A 14294-nucleotide genomic window follows, 5' to 3' on the forward strand; every position below is an offset into this window, starting at 1 on the left:
TATTAAATACAGCGTCAGCTTCCACCGCCCCGAGTAGCACCTACGAAGTGCGTGTAGGTGCTACTCGAAAGGATGGTGGGCTTTCCTTGATACGTGCGGTGTGAAGGTAGCTGCCAATTTTATAAATTCTTTTCTCTCAATAAAATTCTAGAAAACACCCGTTAAAACAAGGCCTTTGCGTAGAGTTTACTCGTAAAGGCCTTGTTTAATTTTAGAAATAAACGAGATCAGCGAATGGTATTATACCCTTTCTAAAAAATGCCCTATATATTCCTGTTGAGGGTGGTTATTCCATCCCATATTGGGCATAAATAAATGGAACAAATTTTTAGAGGAGGGTCTCGATTGGAAAATAATTCAGAAGAAATCAGTAATTCCCCTGTGGAGGGAATGGGAAGTTCCGCAGATCGCCGAACCGGGACAGGAGAATCCGATGACTCGCTTACAAATAGACAGGGACATCCTGTCACAGATAACCAAAATGTAAGAACTGTTGGTAACAGAGGACCAACTATTCTGGAGAACTATGATTTCCTTGAGAAGATTTCACATTTTGATAGAGAACGCATACCAGAACGGGTCGTTCATGCTAGAGGAGCGGGAGCCCATGGCTACTTCGAAACGTATGGAAAAGCTGGAAATGAAGATGTATCAAAGTATACTCGGGCAAAAGTATTTGAGGGTGTTGGGAAACAAACACCCGTTTTTGTGCGCTTTTCAACAGTAATCGGAGCCAAGGAGTCATCGGAAGTTGCCCGGGATCCAAGAGGTTTTTCTGTTAAATTTTACACAGAGGACGGCAATTGGGATTTAGTTGGGAACAATCTAAAGATATTTTTTATCCGCGATCCTTTAAAATTTCCGGATATGGTTCATGCCTTCAAACCAGATCCTGTCACGAATGTTCAAGATCCTGAAAGAATGTTTGACTTTTTTTCTCAGTCGCCTGAAACAACGCACATGGCCACGTTTCTTTTCTCACCCTGGGGTATTCCGGCTAATTACAGACAAATGCAAGGGTCTGGAGTTAATACGTATAAATGGGTGAATAAGGATGGAGAATCCGTGATTGTTAAGTATCACTGGGAGCCGATAAATCAAGGTATTAAAAACTTGACTCAAAAAGAAGCAGATGACATTCAATCACAGTCAACAAACCATGCTACACAGGATTTATATGAAGCGATTGAAAAGAAAGATTATCCTGAGTGGGAGTTTAGTGTACAAATAATGAGTGATGAAAAACATCCTGAACTAGACTTTGACCCATTGGATCCTACGAAACTATGGCCCACTGATCAGTTCCCTTTTCTTCCTGTTGGAAAGATGGTATTAAATAAAAATCCAGAAAACTTCTATGCTGAGGTTGAGCAAGTGGCATTCGGTACTGGGGTTTTAGTGGACGGTCTTGATTTTTCTGATGATAAACTTTTACAAGGTCGAACTTTCTCCTACTCGGATACGCAAAGATACCGTGTTGGATCGAATTACTTACAGCTTCCTATCAATTCGCCTAAAAAAAGGGTGGCTACAAATCAAGAAGGTGGACAAATGCAATATCGAGTGGACAAAGATCCTGATCTAAACCCTCATATTAACTATGAACCTTCAAGCCTAGGCGGATTGACAGAAGCAAAACAAGAGGGGAAGGTACATGAGCCTTTCTATGAAGATAAGTTAGTTCGACAAAAGATAGACAGACCGAATGACTTCAAACAAGCTGGAGAAACGTATCGTAATTTCGAAGATTGGGAAAAAGACGAGTTGATCAACAATCTTGCCAGTGCTTTAATGGTATGTGAAGAGCATATTCAAAAAAAGATGATCGAACATTTTACGGAAGCAGATGCTGATTATGGGAAACTCGTTTCGGAGCGGTTGGCAGAGGTACTGAAAGCTGCAAATAGTCAGCATACTGGGTCAACCAATGCTGATCGAGCCGTGGATACGGCTAAAAGAGAAGGACATGACGCAGATCCATATTAATATTAACTGTTTGTTGATATCGCAGCGTATTCGTTAAAGAAAGGCTTCGTTGAAAGTGTCATCAATTCTTATCTCCTTTCATAGACTAATGTGGAGTAAAAAGCAGTGAAAAGGGAAGTCCTAGCAGGTCCTCCTGCATTCGTTATCTCTGCAAAAAAGGAGTGGGATAGATGATTTCACCGGGTACTTTTGATATCTATTTACAAGACGTCAGTCAGTGGGTTGCCAGCATAGAAGCTGATGTACAAAATCGTTCAAATCCAGATGCCAAAGAAAGTATTTACAAGGAAATAGAAGTACTGAAACAGATTTTATCTGAGAAGTCTTTTCCTGACGAGGATCAGCAGTTAAATGTGACGGAGCAAGTCGATCGATTAGGAGAAATGTACGCCAACCTTTTTTCAGGTAATGACTATGTTCCGATTGGGGAACATAGACTGCCACCATTGCCATATGAATATGATGCGTTGGAGCCAGCTATTAATGAAGAGATAATGAAGCTTCATCATCAGGAACATCACCAATCCTATGTAGACGGTTTGAATAAAGCGGAGAAAAAAATGCAAACAGCAAGAGAGACTGATGACTTCGATTTGCTAAAACATTGGGAAAAAGAAGCGGCATTTAACGGGGCTGGGCACTATTTACACACGATGTTTTGGAGTAATATGAGTCCTGATGGGGGCGGAGAACCAACGGGAAAACTTAGATCTTATATTGATCGTGATTTTGGAAGCTTTGATGCCTTCAAAGCGCATTTCTCCGAGGCAGCCAAACAGGTTCAAGGTGTTGGATGGGCTATTTTAATATGGTCGCCACGTTCAAGGAGATTAGAAATTTTACAAGCTGAATTTCATCATTTGTTAAGTCAATGGGATGCAATCCCTTTGCTCGGTCTAGATGTCTGGGAGCATGCTTATTATCTACAGTATAAGAATGGTCGAGGAGAATATGTTGATAATTTCTGGACTATTGTTAATTGGCCGAATGTAAATGAAAGATTCGAGCAGGCAAGGAAACTTAAGTGGGAGCCTTATTAAGGAGTCTTATTGAAAGATTTAGATATGTATTAACACAAGATAGATTTACACATTTAAAAAGCTGTTTCGTTAGGTTTTGTAAACCTTATGAAACAGTTTTTTTATTTGTAATGCAGAGAATCAAAGTCCGGGTGATGAATAGAAGTTAATAGATATGTTTTGATTAAAAAGGACGTGGGTATAAAAAATACAAGGAAATAGAAGAAAGGATGATAATTTTGAGTAAGGTTGCATGTGTAATGACGAGTATGTTTGAAGATGCGGAGTATACGTCGCCTTTCAAAGCTCTTAGTGATAAAGGACATGAGGTCATTGTTATCGGCCAAGAGGCAGGTAAAGAAGTAGAAGGGAAAAATGGCGAAGCGAAAGTAAAGGTAGATTTGAGTATTAAAGATGCTAAACCAACTGATTATGATGCATTATTTATACCAGGTGGATTTTCACCTGATATTCTTCGTGCCGATGATCGATTTGTTGAGTTTGTGAAACACTACATTTTGCATGACAAACCAATTTTTGCAATATGTCATGGACCTCAGCTTTTAATTACGGCAGATGTTTTAAAAGGAAGAAAAATGACTGGATTTAAATCAATCTTAGTCGACTTGCAACATGCAGGAGCCAATGTTTTTGATGAAGAAGTTGTCGTATGTGGTAATTTAGTGACAAGCAGGAGTCCTGATGATTTAGATGCGTTTAACCGAGAATCACTTAAACAGTTGAAATAAATTTCTAAAAGCGTCCCATAATGGGGCGTTTTTTTAAAAGTTAATTTATAAAATTCTTAGTTTTACAGAAATTATTGTACTTCTTTGAACAGAGGTACTCGAATCCGTGAGACTCCTATGGAAGAATGATCCAAGCGAGACCCCACAGAACATCCACGGAAAGCGAGCGGTAATTCTTCCAAATAACCTTCCGTACTAATAAAGCAACAAAATAGAGATAAAAGACGCTACGCGTTTTTCTTAGTAATTACATTTTGATATGATCACGTTAGATGGTAAACCATAAACAAAGGAAGCAATGAAAAAGTAAAGTTGGTTAATAATTAAGACTATTACTGCAATAAAGAAGAGGGTTGAGACTATGTGGTTCGGGGGAGATGCCTCGAGAATTCCTTTTACAATGTTTACGGAAAATCATTGGATCGTGATCAGTGTCTTTTTGTTTGTTTTATTAGCTATGTATTTATTGCGCAACAAGCTATCTACAAGGGTTAATAGAAGGTTTGAGATAGGGATTGCCTTGTCGTTGATTCTCTTTGAAATAGCGTTTCAGCTTTGGATCATTATAACAGGCAAGTGGGATGTGAGTTTTGCATTACCATTAGATCTAAGCAGTATTAGTGTAATGCTAGTTATTATTTTATTACTGACACACCATCATTCTGTATTTGAAATTGTATTTTTGGTAGGAATTGCGGGAGCTTTACAAGCGGTTTTTACGCCAGTATTAAGTTTTGATTTTCCACACTTTCGTTTTTTTCACTTTTTTTACAGTCATATTTTAGTGATATGGACTGTATTTTATTTTAGGTGGTATAAGGGATTCAATATATCACTTTTTAGTATTGCAAAAGCGATGGTTTTTCTTAATGTCTTGTTTCCTTTTATTTATGCTTTGAATATTATAGTCGGCGGAAATTATTGGTTTCTTATGAGGAAGCCAACTGGAGGAAGCTTACTTGATTTCTTAGGAACCCACCCGTGGTATATTCTGGGGATGGAGGTTACGGCAATACTTTTCTTTTTCTTATTGTGGCTGGTTTTTGCTGAAAAGGGAAAATTCGTGAAGCATGAAAAATCTTTCAAGGAATAAATAAAAGGTCTGTCATCAGGTCAAAGACCCTCTGTCAGACCTTCTATGCCTTACGGGGAATGTTTTACTCTTCATTGTCATTACGAACGGTTGGAGGTGTATTAAAAACATCTGGAGGGGTAGGTTTTAATTTTGGAGCATCCCCGAAAGCTGGTGCTGGGGAAATATATCGGAATTCACCTAGGCCGTCCATGCTTTTTCCATGAGCCCAACGTCCTTTACTGCTAGCGTCTCCTTCAGAGAGGTTATAGAAGTCATACGCAACTTCTTGTTTTTCCAGTTCTCTAGGGAAAGTACTAGGAACTACAACGTTTTCTTGAGATTCAAGCTCAGCAATTGCTGCAAGCCACATATTTTGATGCATCGTATCTCGGGCAATTAAGAAGGAAAGCATGTCTTTAACCCCAGGATCTGTTGTCATTTCATATAACCGGCATGCTTGCAATCTTCCTTGTGATTCATAGGTTAAGTTCATTCGAAAATCAGCGAGTAGGTTTCCACTGGCGTTAATATACGAGGCAGTCCAAGGGTTACCTACACTATCTGCTGGTAGGGCTCCTAGTCCTGACACGATCGCATGTTGTGGATTCATACCGCCAAGTATCGCACCAACAGCGGGGTCTTTGGCTGCTGCTTCCTGGTCTGCCACGGGAGCATCATTAAGTAGTCTGGCAATCATCGTTGCTAGCATCTCAACATGAGCTAATTCTTCTGCCCCTACGTCCATCAGTAAGTCTCGATATTTGGCATTTACCCTGCTGTTCCAACCTTGAAATAAATATTGCAAGGCTACAGATATTTCTCCAAACTGTCCCCCAAGAATTTCCTGTAATTTCTTTGCGTAAACTGGATCAGGTCTACTCGGTTTCGCATGGTATTGCAAATCTTTTATATGATAGAACAAATTTATCCCTCCATTTCAATATATACACCCATAATACATATGAAATTTAATGATCAATTATAACTAAAACTCCACATTTGACTTAACACTTGTCTAACCTAGTGAACATATCCTAGTACTAATTGAAGGAAAGGATGTGTTTATTATTAATTCTCAAGAGGCAATTATTGATTTAATGGTTAACCAGGTTTTTAAAAAGCATGGAGTGAAAAAGGAATTAGATATGTCAGTGGACGATAAATCAAAGCTGAAAGAAATTGTTGACCAGTTGCAATCAGATGTGGATAAGTTTGTGGAAAACGAAAAAGTTGCTTATACAGAGAATAACGTCGGTGTAAATAGTTTGTCCGAGAATGCAGACACGCCGTCAGTCAAGCAGACAAACCAGGTATTGAATCAAAATAATAATGATGTTAAAACGATTAAAAACTTTGTGTATCGGAAAAAAAAGTGGAGAAAATAGTGAATTTGCCTTGAGGTATTTGTCCAATCAGTACCAAACATCAATCATACGCTAAAGTAGTAACCGAAAAGGAGGAAAAGTAAATGACTCATAAAGTGTATTATACAATTAAAGATTCTGCTGTATCGCCAACTAATAGGTGGTCTGCTTTAGATCCAAATGCGTGTCACCCTTCAGATGTGGATGCAGACGATGATGATGATGTTGTACAGGAAAGTAATCAAGTAAATAAAACATTGCAAATCTCTGAGGAGTATATATTTATTAAAGATTCTTGTGATGTTACGATCTCTACCACTGATACGAAAGCAGCTGTATCTTTACAAGGTGCGCTTCAAGCAGCAATTGCTTTGGTAATTAACATTTCGATTGCTGATGGAGAAACAGCTGAGCGAGTTACTCAAGACTTACTTCAAGCTGCGAAGACGAAGCAAAAAACATTCCAGAAAACGGTTGTTGAAAATTCCCGTAACGTTGATGTAACTACTACGGATACGCAAGTTTCTGTTAATATTCAAATCTTACTTCAACTTTTACTAGCTTTAATTGTAAAATTAGAAATCCTGTAAATTTACTTTTTCATGAAGAAAGACCTGTCGGGCGAAACCCCAGCAGGTCTTTCTTTCATGATAGAATGTCATGAATCACCTAATTACCATTCAGGAAATCCTCTCATTATGCCTCTACTAAATCGAAAGCATGGGAGTCTTTCTCTTGAAACCATGCCAGTTTTTCGCGCAACTTAACGACTTCACCAACAACAATAATCGCTGGTGATTTAAAGTTACGTTCGGCAACCTTGTCAACAATGGTCTCTAAAGTGCCAACAAGTGTCTCTTGTTGATCTGTCGTTCCCCAACGAACGAGGGCAACAGGTGTTGTTTTAGAGCGTCCATGATGAACTAGGTTATCTTTAATCATTTCGAGATTACCGACTCCCATGTAAAACACTAAAGTATCTACCGATGTCGCTAATTTATCCCACTGAATATCTTTTTTTACTTTGTCTGAACGCTTATGTCCAGTGATAAAAGCACAGGAGGAACTAAAGTCGCGGTGAGTCAATGGGATACCGGCATAAGTAGTGGCTGCAATACCCGAAGTGATGCCAGGTACAATTTCAAATAGGATCCCATTATCTTTGCAGTATTCAGCTTCCTCGCCGACCCTGCCGAAAATACTAGGGTCACCGCCTTTTAATCGGACAACAGTTTTTCCTTCGAGCGCCTTTTCAACTAGAATTTCATTGATTCTCTCCTGAGGAATCGAATGATTATCACGTTGTTTACCACAATAAACGAATTCGGTAAGGGGGGGAGCAAAGGCCAGCAACTCTTTATTCACCAGCCTATCAAAAACGATGACATCTGCTGCTTTAATAGCCTTGTATCCTTTCATTGTAATTAAATCAGGATCCCCAGGGCCTGCACCAACAAGAAAAACTTTCCCATTTTTTATCACGTTATTGTTCCCCTTTCCTTTTGTTTTGCGTCTGAGTTGTTTGTAATAGCGCTAAGATATTTACAGGTGATCTGTAATCATACTCGGATATGAATAAAGTCGTCAATAACTTCTACTGGATAGGTTTTTACACAACCATCATCTGGTTTTTGAACTTCACCATTATCTAAATCTATCTTCCAATCGTGCAGTGGGCAAAAGATATACTCGCCGCTGATAATTCCTTGAGATAAAGGACCTTGTTTGTGCGGACATCTGTTTTCGATTGCTTTAATCTTACCACTGCTTAGCTTGAAAAGTGCAATTTCATTATCTCCAATTTTTACTTCTTTTCCTATTTGAGAAGATAGGTCATCGATGTGAGAAACCTTAACTAGATCCGTTTTTAGTGTCTTATTCATAATGAAAGCTCCCCCTATTACTGTTGAGATACAGTTAGTTTTTTATTTTCAAAAAGCTCATTCTTCTTTTTACTATCATTGATGATTTCAGCCCAAGGATCTTTCAGATTAGTTAAGGCAACTTCCATGCGATCAACAAGTTCTTTTCTTTTTGCAGTATCTTCTAATATTACTGACTGAACATGCGCTAAACCAACTCTGTCTAACCAATGAGAAGTTCTTTCCAGGTATTTTGCATCTTCTCTGTAATACTGAAGATAGGCAGCAATTGTTTCCATGACTTCTTCGTCTGTGCTGACTTTACATAGTAATTCACCTGCACGTAAGTGTGTACCACCGTTACCACCGACAAATAGCTCCCACGAACCTTCTCCACCAACGATACCAACATCTTTGATACCAGATTCCGCACAATTTCTTGGGCAAGCGGAGACAGCCATTTTCACTTTGTGTGGTGTATTTAGCATTTCAAACTTCTTCTCGAGCGCAATACCAAGTCCGATAGCATCCTGTGTACCGAAACGGCAGAAGTCTTTACCAACACACGTTTTAACTGTGCGAAGAGATTTGGCATAGGCATACCCTGATGGCATATCAAGGTCTTTCCACACTTTTGGCACATCTTCCTTCTTAATTCCTAACATGTCAATTCTTTGACCACCTGTTAGTTTAATTAATGGAACATCATATTTATCTGCAACATCTGCAATTGTTCTTAGGTCTTTAGGATTTGTTACACCACCATACATTCTTGGGACAACCGAATACGTACCGTCTTTTTGAATGTTGGCATGCATTCTTTCGTTAACAAATCTTGATTCTTTTTCATCTTCGTAGTCTGTTGGATTAACCATACCGAGATAATAGTTCACAGCTGGACGGCATTTAGAGCAACCTTCCTCTGATTTCCATCCAAGAACATTCATCACTTCTTTCGTATGTGAAAGTCCTTTTTCTCGAATTTCTGCCACAACTTCCTCATGAGAGAGATCCGTACATTCACAAACAGTTTCTTTTTCGTCTACTTGTTCGAACTCATCGCCGAGCGTGTGCTCTAAGACTGCTTGAACTAAGTTTTTACAGGTCCCACATGATCGGGCAGCATTTGTACAGTTTTTAACTTCTGTAACTGTTGTTAAATTCTGCTCATTAATTGCTGTTACGATGTCGCCTTTAGAAACACCATTACAACCACAGACTTGTTCGCCATCGGCCATATCTGCAACGAGAGAGTCTTGATCTCCATCATTTGCTTGTAAGAAAGAGAATTGACTCATATCTGTAATCTCTGTTTTGGTGTTTATCATGTTCAATAATTTTGAACCTTCGCTCGTATCACCGAATAAAACAGCTCCAACAATACGATTATCCCGTACGACTATTTTTTTATAGATTCTTTCGAATTCATCCTGGACACGAATTGCTTTTGTATCCGGGCTATCCACGAATTCACCTGCTGAAAATACATCAACGCCACTTACCTTTAATTTGGTCGAAAGGATGGAGCCTTGATAACCAGCACCTGCATCCTTTTCACAGATCTTTTTGGCAAGAGCTTTACCTTGATCCCATAATGGTGCTACAAGTCCATAGACTAATTCTCTATGCTCGGCACATTCTCCAACGGCATAAACATCAGGCACATCAGTCTGCATATAGTCATCGACAACAATCCCTCGGTTCGTTGTAATCCCGCTTTCTTTTGCTAAAGAAATATTCGGTTTAATTCCGACTGCCATAACAACAAGATCGGCTTTGACTACTTTTCCATTTTTGAAAGATACTTTATTCACTCGGTCTTTTCCGAGGATTGCTTCTGTCCCATGCTCCATCAAGAAGTTCATGCCTTGTGCTTCTAATTCTTCTTTGAGCATTTTTGAACCAGTTTGATCGAGTTGTCGTTCCATTAAGTGGTCTAGAATATGGACAACGTCTACTTCCATTCCTAAGTTTAATAGACCTCTTGCAGCTTCAAGTCCGAGTAGACCACCACCAATTACAACAGCACGTTCATAATTTTCTGAGGCATCAATCATCGCTTCACAGTCTTCGATATCACGGAAGGCGATAACACCTTTTTTATCCGCGCCTGGGAGTGGGAGCATAAAAGGATTAGACCCGGTAGCTATAATAAGATCATCATATGGCACTTCCTGACCTTTGTCGGTAAGAACGTTTTTCTTGTCGGAGTTGATCTTCTCAACTGTTTCCCCAGTATAAAGTGTAATGTTGTTTTCCTCATACCACTCATAGGAATTCAATACGATATCATCTACTGTAGTGTCACCTTGTAAAACAGAGGATAGTAATATTCTATTATAGTTAGGATGCGGTTCCGATCCGAAAATTGTAATCTCAAATCGGTCTTTATCCTCTTTTAGTATTTCCTCAATAGTCCTTACTCCGGCCATACCATTACCTACAAGTACTAACTTTCTTTTAGCCATTCTAAAACCCTCCATTAGTTAAAAGTCTATGATTATTGGAAAACTAGTTTATAATTTAATACATATGTGATCTTTTTCAGATTCCACGAGAAGCTCTATTTTTCATCGTGAAAGCCTCCTTTTCGGTGTTGATGGATTCTGTTTTAATAAGAGATTTATCATCATCACCGATTCAAGGCATTCCGCTAACTTGTCCGGTTAATCTTATTTCAGTCGGATTAATGGTGAAAGTCGCCCCCTATGCTTCATTAGAGTTATCAATATTTATTTTTTATATATTTTGTCTAAGTTCATTAAAACTGGAGTTGTAAGTAAAAACATTATTTTGAATATTGATTTATTTTTATATTATGGCACAGGTTGTGTAAGAAAATCGGATATTTGTCAGAATATCTAACGCAACAATATTGACCGTGTAATCTGTGAAAATTGACTATATATTGATAGCACAATGATGTAAACGCTATTATATATGGGAGAGTTTTTTAATGAAATTAACGAAATCAAGTCAAAATGCTTGTAAAATTAGAAAAACCTCATTAAAATAGATGAGTATATTTTAGCAGTTGAAGCTTTAGTAAAAGAAAGTAGGAAAAATTGTGTGGGAAGTATTAAATGGTATAGGGACGATCGCATTTGCTCTTAGTGGCGTTTTAGTTGCGATGGAGGAAAGATATGACTTAATGGGTGTCTACATTTTAGGTTTTATTACAGCCTTTGGTGGTGGAGCAGTTCGAAACCTGTTAATAGGTGTTCCTGTTTCGACACTTTGGGATCAAGGGACACTTTTTACTGTTGCGTTTCTGGTCATGACAGTTGCTTTTGTTTTCCCAAGAATTGTTCGGTGGACGCTGCTAAGAAGAGGGGTATTTTTCGATGCAATTGGACTAGGGGCTTTTTCTGTCCAGGGAGCATTATATGCCTATTCGATGGGGCACCCAATCAGTGCCTGCATTGCAGCTGCAGCTTTGACGGGGACTGGTGGAGGAATGATCAGAGACATTCTGGCCGGCAGAAAGCCATTATTTCTGCAAAAGGAGATATATATAGCATGGACGCTTATACCAGGAATTGTGGTGGGTTTAGGTTGGCTGACAGGTCCTTTTGAGTTACTCATTATCGTCTTAATCGTAGTTGCTCTCAGACTGTGTTCTGTCTATTATAAATGGCAACTGCCGAATCGAGCTATTGAATAAGCGCAGAATCTAATAGGCCATTGTTATGGAAATAATAGTAAAGAAAAGGTGCCTCAAAAGATCGAAAAGATCTTTGGGACACCTTTTTATTTCATAATGAAGGGGACTTAAAGTGCTATTCCCGTTGGTGCATCTTTTACGATGAGAATAACTTTTCCTTTATCAAGCTCTCCTTCAAGAGATTCAGCTTTTGCTTTGTCAAACCCGATTTCCTGGAACTTAGCACGGAGTTCATCGCCTTTTTTACGGAAGACATTCTTAGCTGTTGTACCAAAGCTTTGTTCCTTTGCTCCAATAGTTTCCGCATCTGCTTTTTCAGCCACGCGCTTGGTTCGCTCATCATCATGAGTAACAACATAAATTTTTTCTTCTGTAACACCTTTAATTTTCAAAGACTCTACCGCATTTACTACTTCCTCATCATTAAAAAATTCTTTGTGTAATAGTTCCATATCTAAAAAAGCCTCCTATTTAATGTAATGAAAATCTAACTTTTGATTGCTAATAATAGTATTATTTATCATATTAGCTTTATGAACTGTATACCATTTATGAAAAGTTATTAAACATTTTTTAGAGGGATGTAATTTATTTTTGGTAATATTAGATTTAGAAAGCCTTGCATAAAAGGGTGGATTGCAGGTAATGGATGAATTCTAAAAAAATCTATAAAAAGGAAAGGTGAGTCAAAGGGCATCTTTGCCCTTTGACTCACCTTTTATATCTCTATTAGTTGAAATTGGGGAATTGGAGTCTTCTTTGCGTTTTCAATAAAGGCACAGTTACTTTTAGAAAAAGACTTCTGAACAATAAAGAGAATTTTCTTGAATCCTGTTTTTTGAAAACGATGAATGTTACTTTCCAGTAAATGCAAATGTTCAGGTAGCGGAATGGAGACATTGAGTTCTGAACAGTCCACCTCAATATCATATTCACTAACGGGTAAGGTTTTAATTTCTTCGGTGAATGCTCTTACAAATTCTTCGTCATCTTTTCCGGAGAACGTTCCTTCCATTTTCACATTTAGTTTCATATCGTAGCGATTTTTTTGTATATAAAAGTTTCCGATGTGAATCTCTCCTTTCATCAGGAAATACTTTATACTTTATACGATACGCACTGTGACAATGGATATCAAGCGTTTCCACAATCTTTCAACTTCTTATAGAAAGTCTCTTTAATTGGTTGATGGCTCTGAAATGGAATCGATTAGTTTTTCGGCGGCTTTGCGATAGATGTTACTCATGTTGATAAATGTAAGGATCGCAAGAACTTGCTGTACGTACTCTTCTTCTTCCATTTCTTCTACCTGTTTTTTGACATTTTCAATGTGGTGATCGAGTTCTGATTCGAATGTCGTAACATTTTGAGTAGCTAGTTTTAAATAACTCTCATAAAAACCTTCGACGTCAAACGTTCCTTCGGAGGATTGCTGATTGATGTGAGAGAGTGTCCGTTTTATATCTTGGATAGTCAGTATACCTTTCAACTCGTATATTAAGCTAATTAACATGACATGTTCTTTGGAGTACCTTTTATTTTTGCTTGGAAAAAGCAGGTTACCTTTTGCGTAATTATTAATCATTGTTTTTGTAATGATTTTATCCTTTTCACTTCGCTTAGAGTCTTTAAAAGTTCGTTCAAAAAGTTGAATCACTTGATCCATATATAAGTCGAGATTAGGAATATCTTCTGTGGTTATTTGGTTATCGAATCGACTGGTTTTTAGAATTTCATTGATCCGTGTCATACAAGGTCCTCCAATAATCCTGCAAAAAGTAATGCAAGAGCTTTTTCTTAATTATACGTCATTTTTACACAGTAGTAAACATTGACTACTAGGTGAGGTTATAATATGATTACATGTAGTTATAAAAACTATATAGTGAGGTGGGAGGAAAATTAGATGAATACTTATATTAGAGAACCTATAAACGGCTTCACTCATTTGGCAGGAGCATTGCTTGCATTTGCGGGACTTCTTGCGCTTGTTATTAAATCTTCATTTGATGGAGCTAGTGCGATAGAATTAACGGCTGTTATTATTTTTGGAATCAGTATGATTTTACTTTACGCGGCATCAGCAACATATCATATGGTTGTTGCGAAAAACAGAGTCAGCGCTTTTTTACGTAGATTGGATCACTCGATGATCTACATATTAATAGCTGGAACCTATACGCCTTTTTGTTTAATTAGCTTGAAAGGTGTAATGGGGTGGACTTTGTTCGGTATTATTACAGGGCTAGCAATTAGCGGGGTTATTTTTAAGCTCGTTTGGTTTTATTCTCCCAGGTGGCTTTCTACGTCGATATATATCCTGATGGGGTGGCTAGTCGTGTTTTTTATCGCACCCATTTCAGATGTGATTCAAAGTGAAGGTGTCATTTTGTTAATGGTAGGTGGGATTTTATATACTGTTGGTGGAATTATTTATGGCTTGAAACCAAAATGGCTCACTTTTAAACATATGGGCTTCCATGAAATCTTTCATATTTTCATTTTACTGGGAAGCCTCGCACACTTCTTAAGCGTGTTTATGTATGTGATTTGAGGCTTTTCCATATAATGGGGG

15 protein-coding genes are annotated in these 14294 nt (G+C 38.1%); 8 read left to right on the forward strand and 7 right to left on the reverse strand.

What is annotated here, in order from left to right; all coding sequences use genetic code 11:
- Positions 1–390: 390 nt before the first annotated feature.
- From CEF18_RS24475 to CEF18_RS24490, 4 genes are all read left to right on the forward strand, one after another.
- Complete coding sequence (locus CEF18_RS24475) at positions 391–1986, forward strand: catalase (protein WP_110939250.1); 1596 nt, start codon at positions 391–393, stop codon at positions 1984–1986.
- A 170-nt stretch (positions 1987–2156) separates the two neighbouring features.
- Positions 2157–3026, forward strand: a complete 870-nt coding sequence (locus tag CEF18_RS24480) for a superoxide dismutase (RefSeq protein ID WP_110939108.1) — start codon at positions 2157–2159, stop codon at positions 3024–3026.
- A gap of 218 nt (positions 3027–3244) precedes the next feature.
- On the forward strand, positions 3245–3754 hold the full coding sequence (locus CEF18_RS24485; RefSeq protein ID WP_110939109.1) for a type 1 glutamine amidotransferase domain-containing protein: 510 nt from the start codon (positions 3245–3247) through the stop codon (positions 3752–3754).
- 361 nt (positions 3755–4115) lie between these two features.
- On the forward strand, positions 4116–4847 hold the full coding sequence (locus CEF18_RS24490) for a YwaF family protein (protein ID WP_110939110.1): 732 nt from the start codon (positions 4116–4118) through the stop codon (positions 4845–4847).
- 64 nt (positions 4848–4911) lie between these two features.
- Here the strand turns inward: CEF18_RS24490 and CEF18_RS24495 are convergent, their stop codons facing one another.
- Complete coding sequence (locus CEF18_RS24495; protein WP_110939111.1) at positions 4912–5751, reverse strand: manganese catalase; 840 nt, start codon at positions 5749–5751, stop codon at positions 4912–4914.
- A 136-nt stretch (positions 5752–5887) separates the two neighbouring features.
- Here CEF18_RS24495 and CEF18_RS24500 point away from each other — a divergent pair, with 136 nt between their 5' ends.
- A complete protein-coding gene (locus tag CEF18_RS24500) occupies positions 5888–6214 on the forward strand; it encodes a hypothetical protein (RefSeq protein WP_110939112.1) in 327 nt (108 codons plus the stop codon).
- An 83-nt stretch (positions 6215–6297) separates the two neighbouring features.
- Positions 6298–6783 (forward strand): spore coat protein, encoded by a 486-nt coding sequence (locus CEF18_RS24505; protein ID WP_110939113.1) that lies wholly within the window; start codon positions 6298–6300, stop codon positions 6781–6783.
- 106 nt (positions 6784–6889) lie between these two features.
- On the opposite strand, the gene cobA is transcribed toward CEF18_RS24505, so the two are convergent.
- The 3 genes from cobA to nirB form a co-directional block, all read right to left on the reverse strand.
- Positions 6890–7675 (reverse strand): uroporphyrinogen-III C-methyltransferase, encoded by a 786-nt coding sequence (gene cobA / locus CEF18_RS24510; RefSeq protein WP_223292473.1) that lies wholly within the window; start codon positions 7673–7675, stop codon positions 6890–6892.
- Positions 7676–7752: 77 nt separating this feature from the next.
- Positions 7753–8076, reverse strand: coding sequence for a nitrite reductase small subunit NirD (nirD, locus tag CEF18_RS24515; protein WP_110939114.1), 324 nt, complete (start codon positions 8074–8076; stop codon positions 7753–7755).
- 17 nt (positions 8077–8093) lie between these two features.
- Complete coding sequence (gene nirB, locus CEF18_RS24520; protein ID WP_110939115.1) at positions 8094–10523, reverse strand: nitrite reductase large subunit NirB; 2430 nt, start codon at positions 10521–10523, stop codon at positions 8094–8096.
- A 596-nt stretch (positions 10524–11119) separates the two neighbouring features.
- Here nirB and CEF18_RS24525 point away from each other — a divergent pair.
- Positions 11120–11719 carry a trimeric intracellular cation channel family protein gene (locus CEF18_RS24525; protein WP_110939116.1) on the forward strand — a complete coding sequence of 200 codons (600 nt, stop codon included), beginning with the start codon at positions 11120–11122 and terminating at the stop codon, positions 11717–11719.
- A gap of 107 nt (positions 11720–11826) precedes the next feature.
- Here CEF18_RS24525 and CEF18_RS24530 read toward each other — a convergent pair whose 3' ends face one another.
- The 3 genes from CEF18_RS24530 to CEF18_RS24540 all read right to left on the reverse strand — a co-directional run bounded on the left by CEF18_RS24530 (position 11827) and on the right by CEF18_RS24540 (position 13469).
- Positions 11827–12171, reverse strand: coding sequence for a YflT domain-containing protein (locus tag CEF18_RS24530; RefSeq protein ID WP_110939117.1), 345 nt, complete (start codon positions 12169–12171; stop codon positions 11827–11829).
- Between the two features lie 266 nt (positions 12172–12437).
- Positions 12438–12806 carry a hypothetical protein gene (locus tag CEF18_RS24535; protein WP_110939118.1) on the reverse strand — a complete coding sequence of 123 codons (369 nt, stop codon included), beginning with the start codon at positions 12804–12806 and terminating at the stop codon, positions 12438–12440.
- Positions 12807–12896: 90 nt separating this feature from the next.
- Positions 12897–13469 carry a DUF1836 domain-containing protein gene (locus CEF18_RS24540; RefSeq protein WP_110939119.1) on the reverse strand — a complete coding sequence of 191 codons (573 nt, stop codon included), beginning with the start codon at positions 13467–13469 and terminating at the stop codon, positions 12897–12899.
- A gap of 156 nt (positions 13470–13625) precedes the next feature.
- On the opposite strand from CEF18_RS24540, the gene trhA reads away from it, so the two are divergent.
- The gene (trhA, locus tag CEF18_RS24545; RefSeq protein ID WP_110939120.1) at positions 13626–14273 is read left to right on the forward strand and encodes a PAQR family membrane homeostasis protein TrhA; all 648 of its coding nucleotides are present in this window, start codon (positions 13626–13628) and stop codon (positions 14271–14273) included.
- The last annotated feature ends 21 nt before the right edge of the window (positions 14274–14294 follow it).

The organism is Salipaludibacillus neizhouensis (assembly GCF_002886185.1).
In the GTDB taxonomy this organism is placed as follows: Bacteria; Bacillota; Bacilli; order Bacillales; family Salisediminibacteriaceae; genus Salipaludibacillus; species Salipaludibacillus neizhouensis.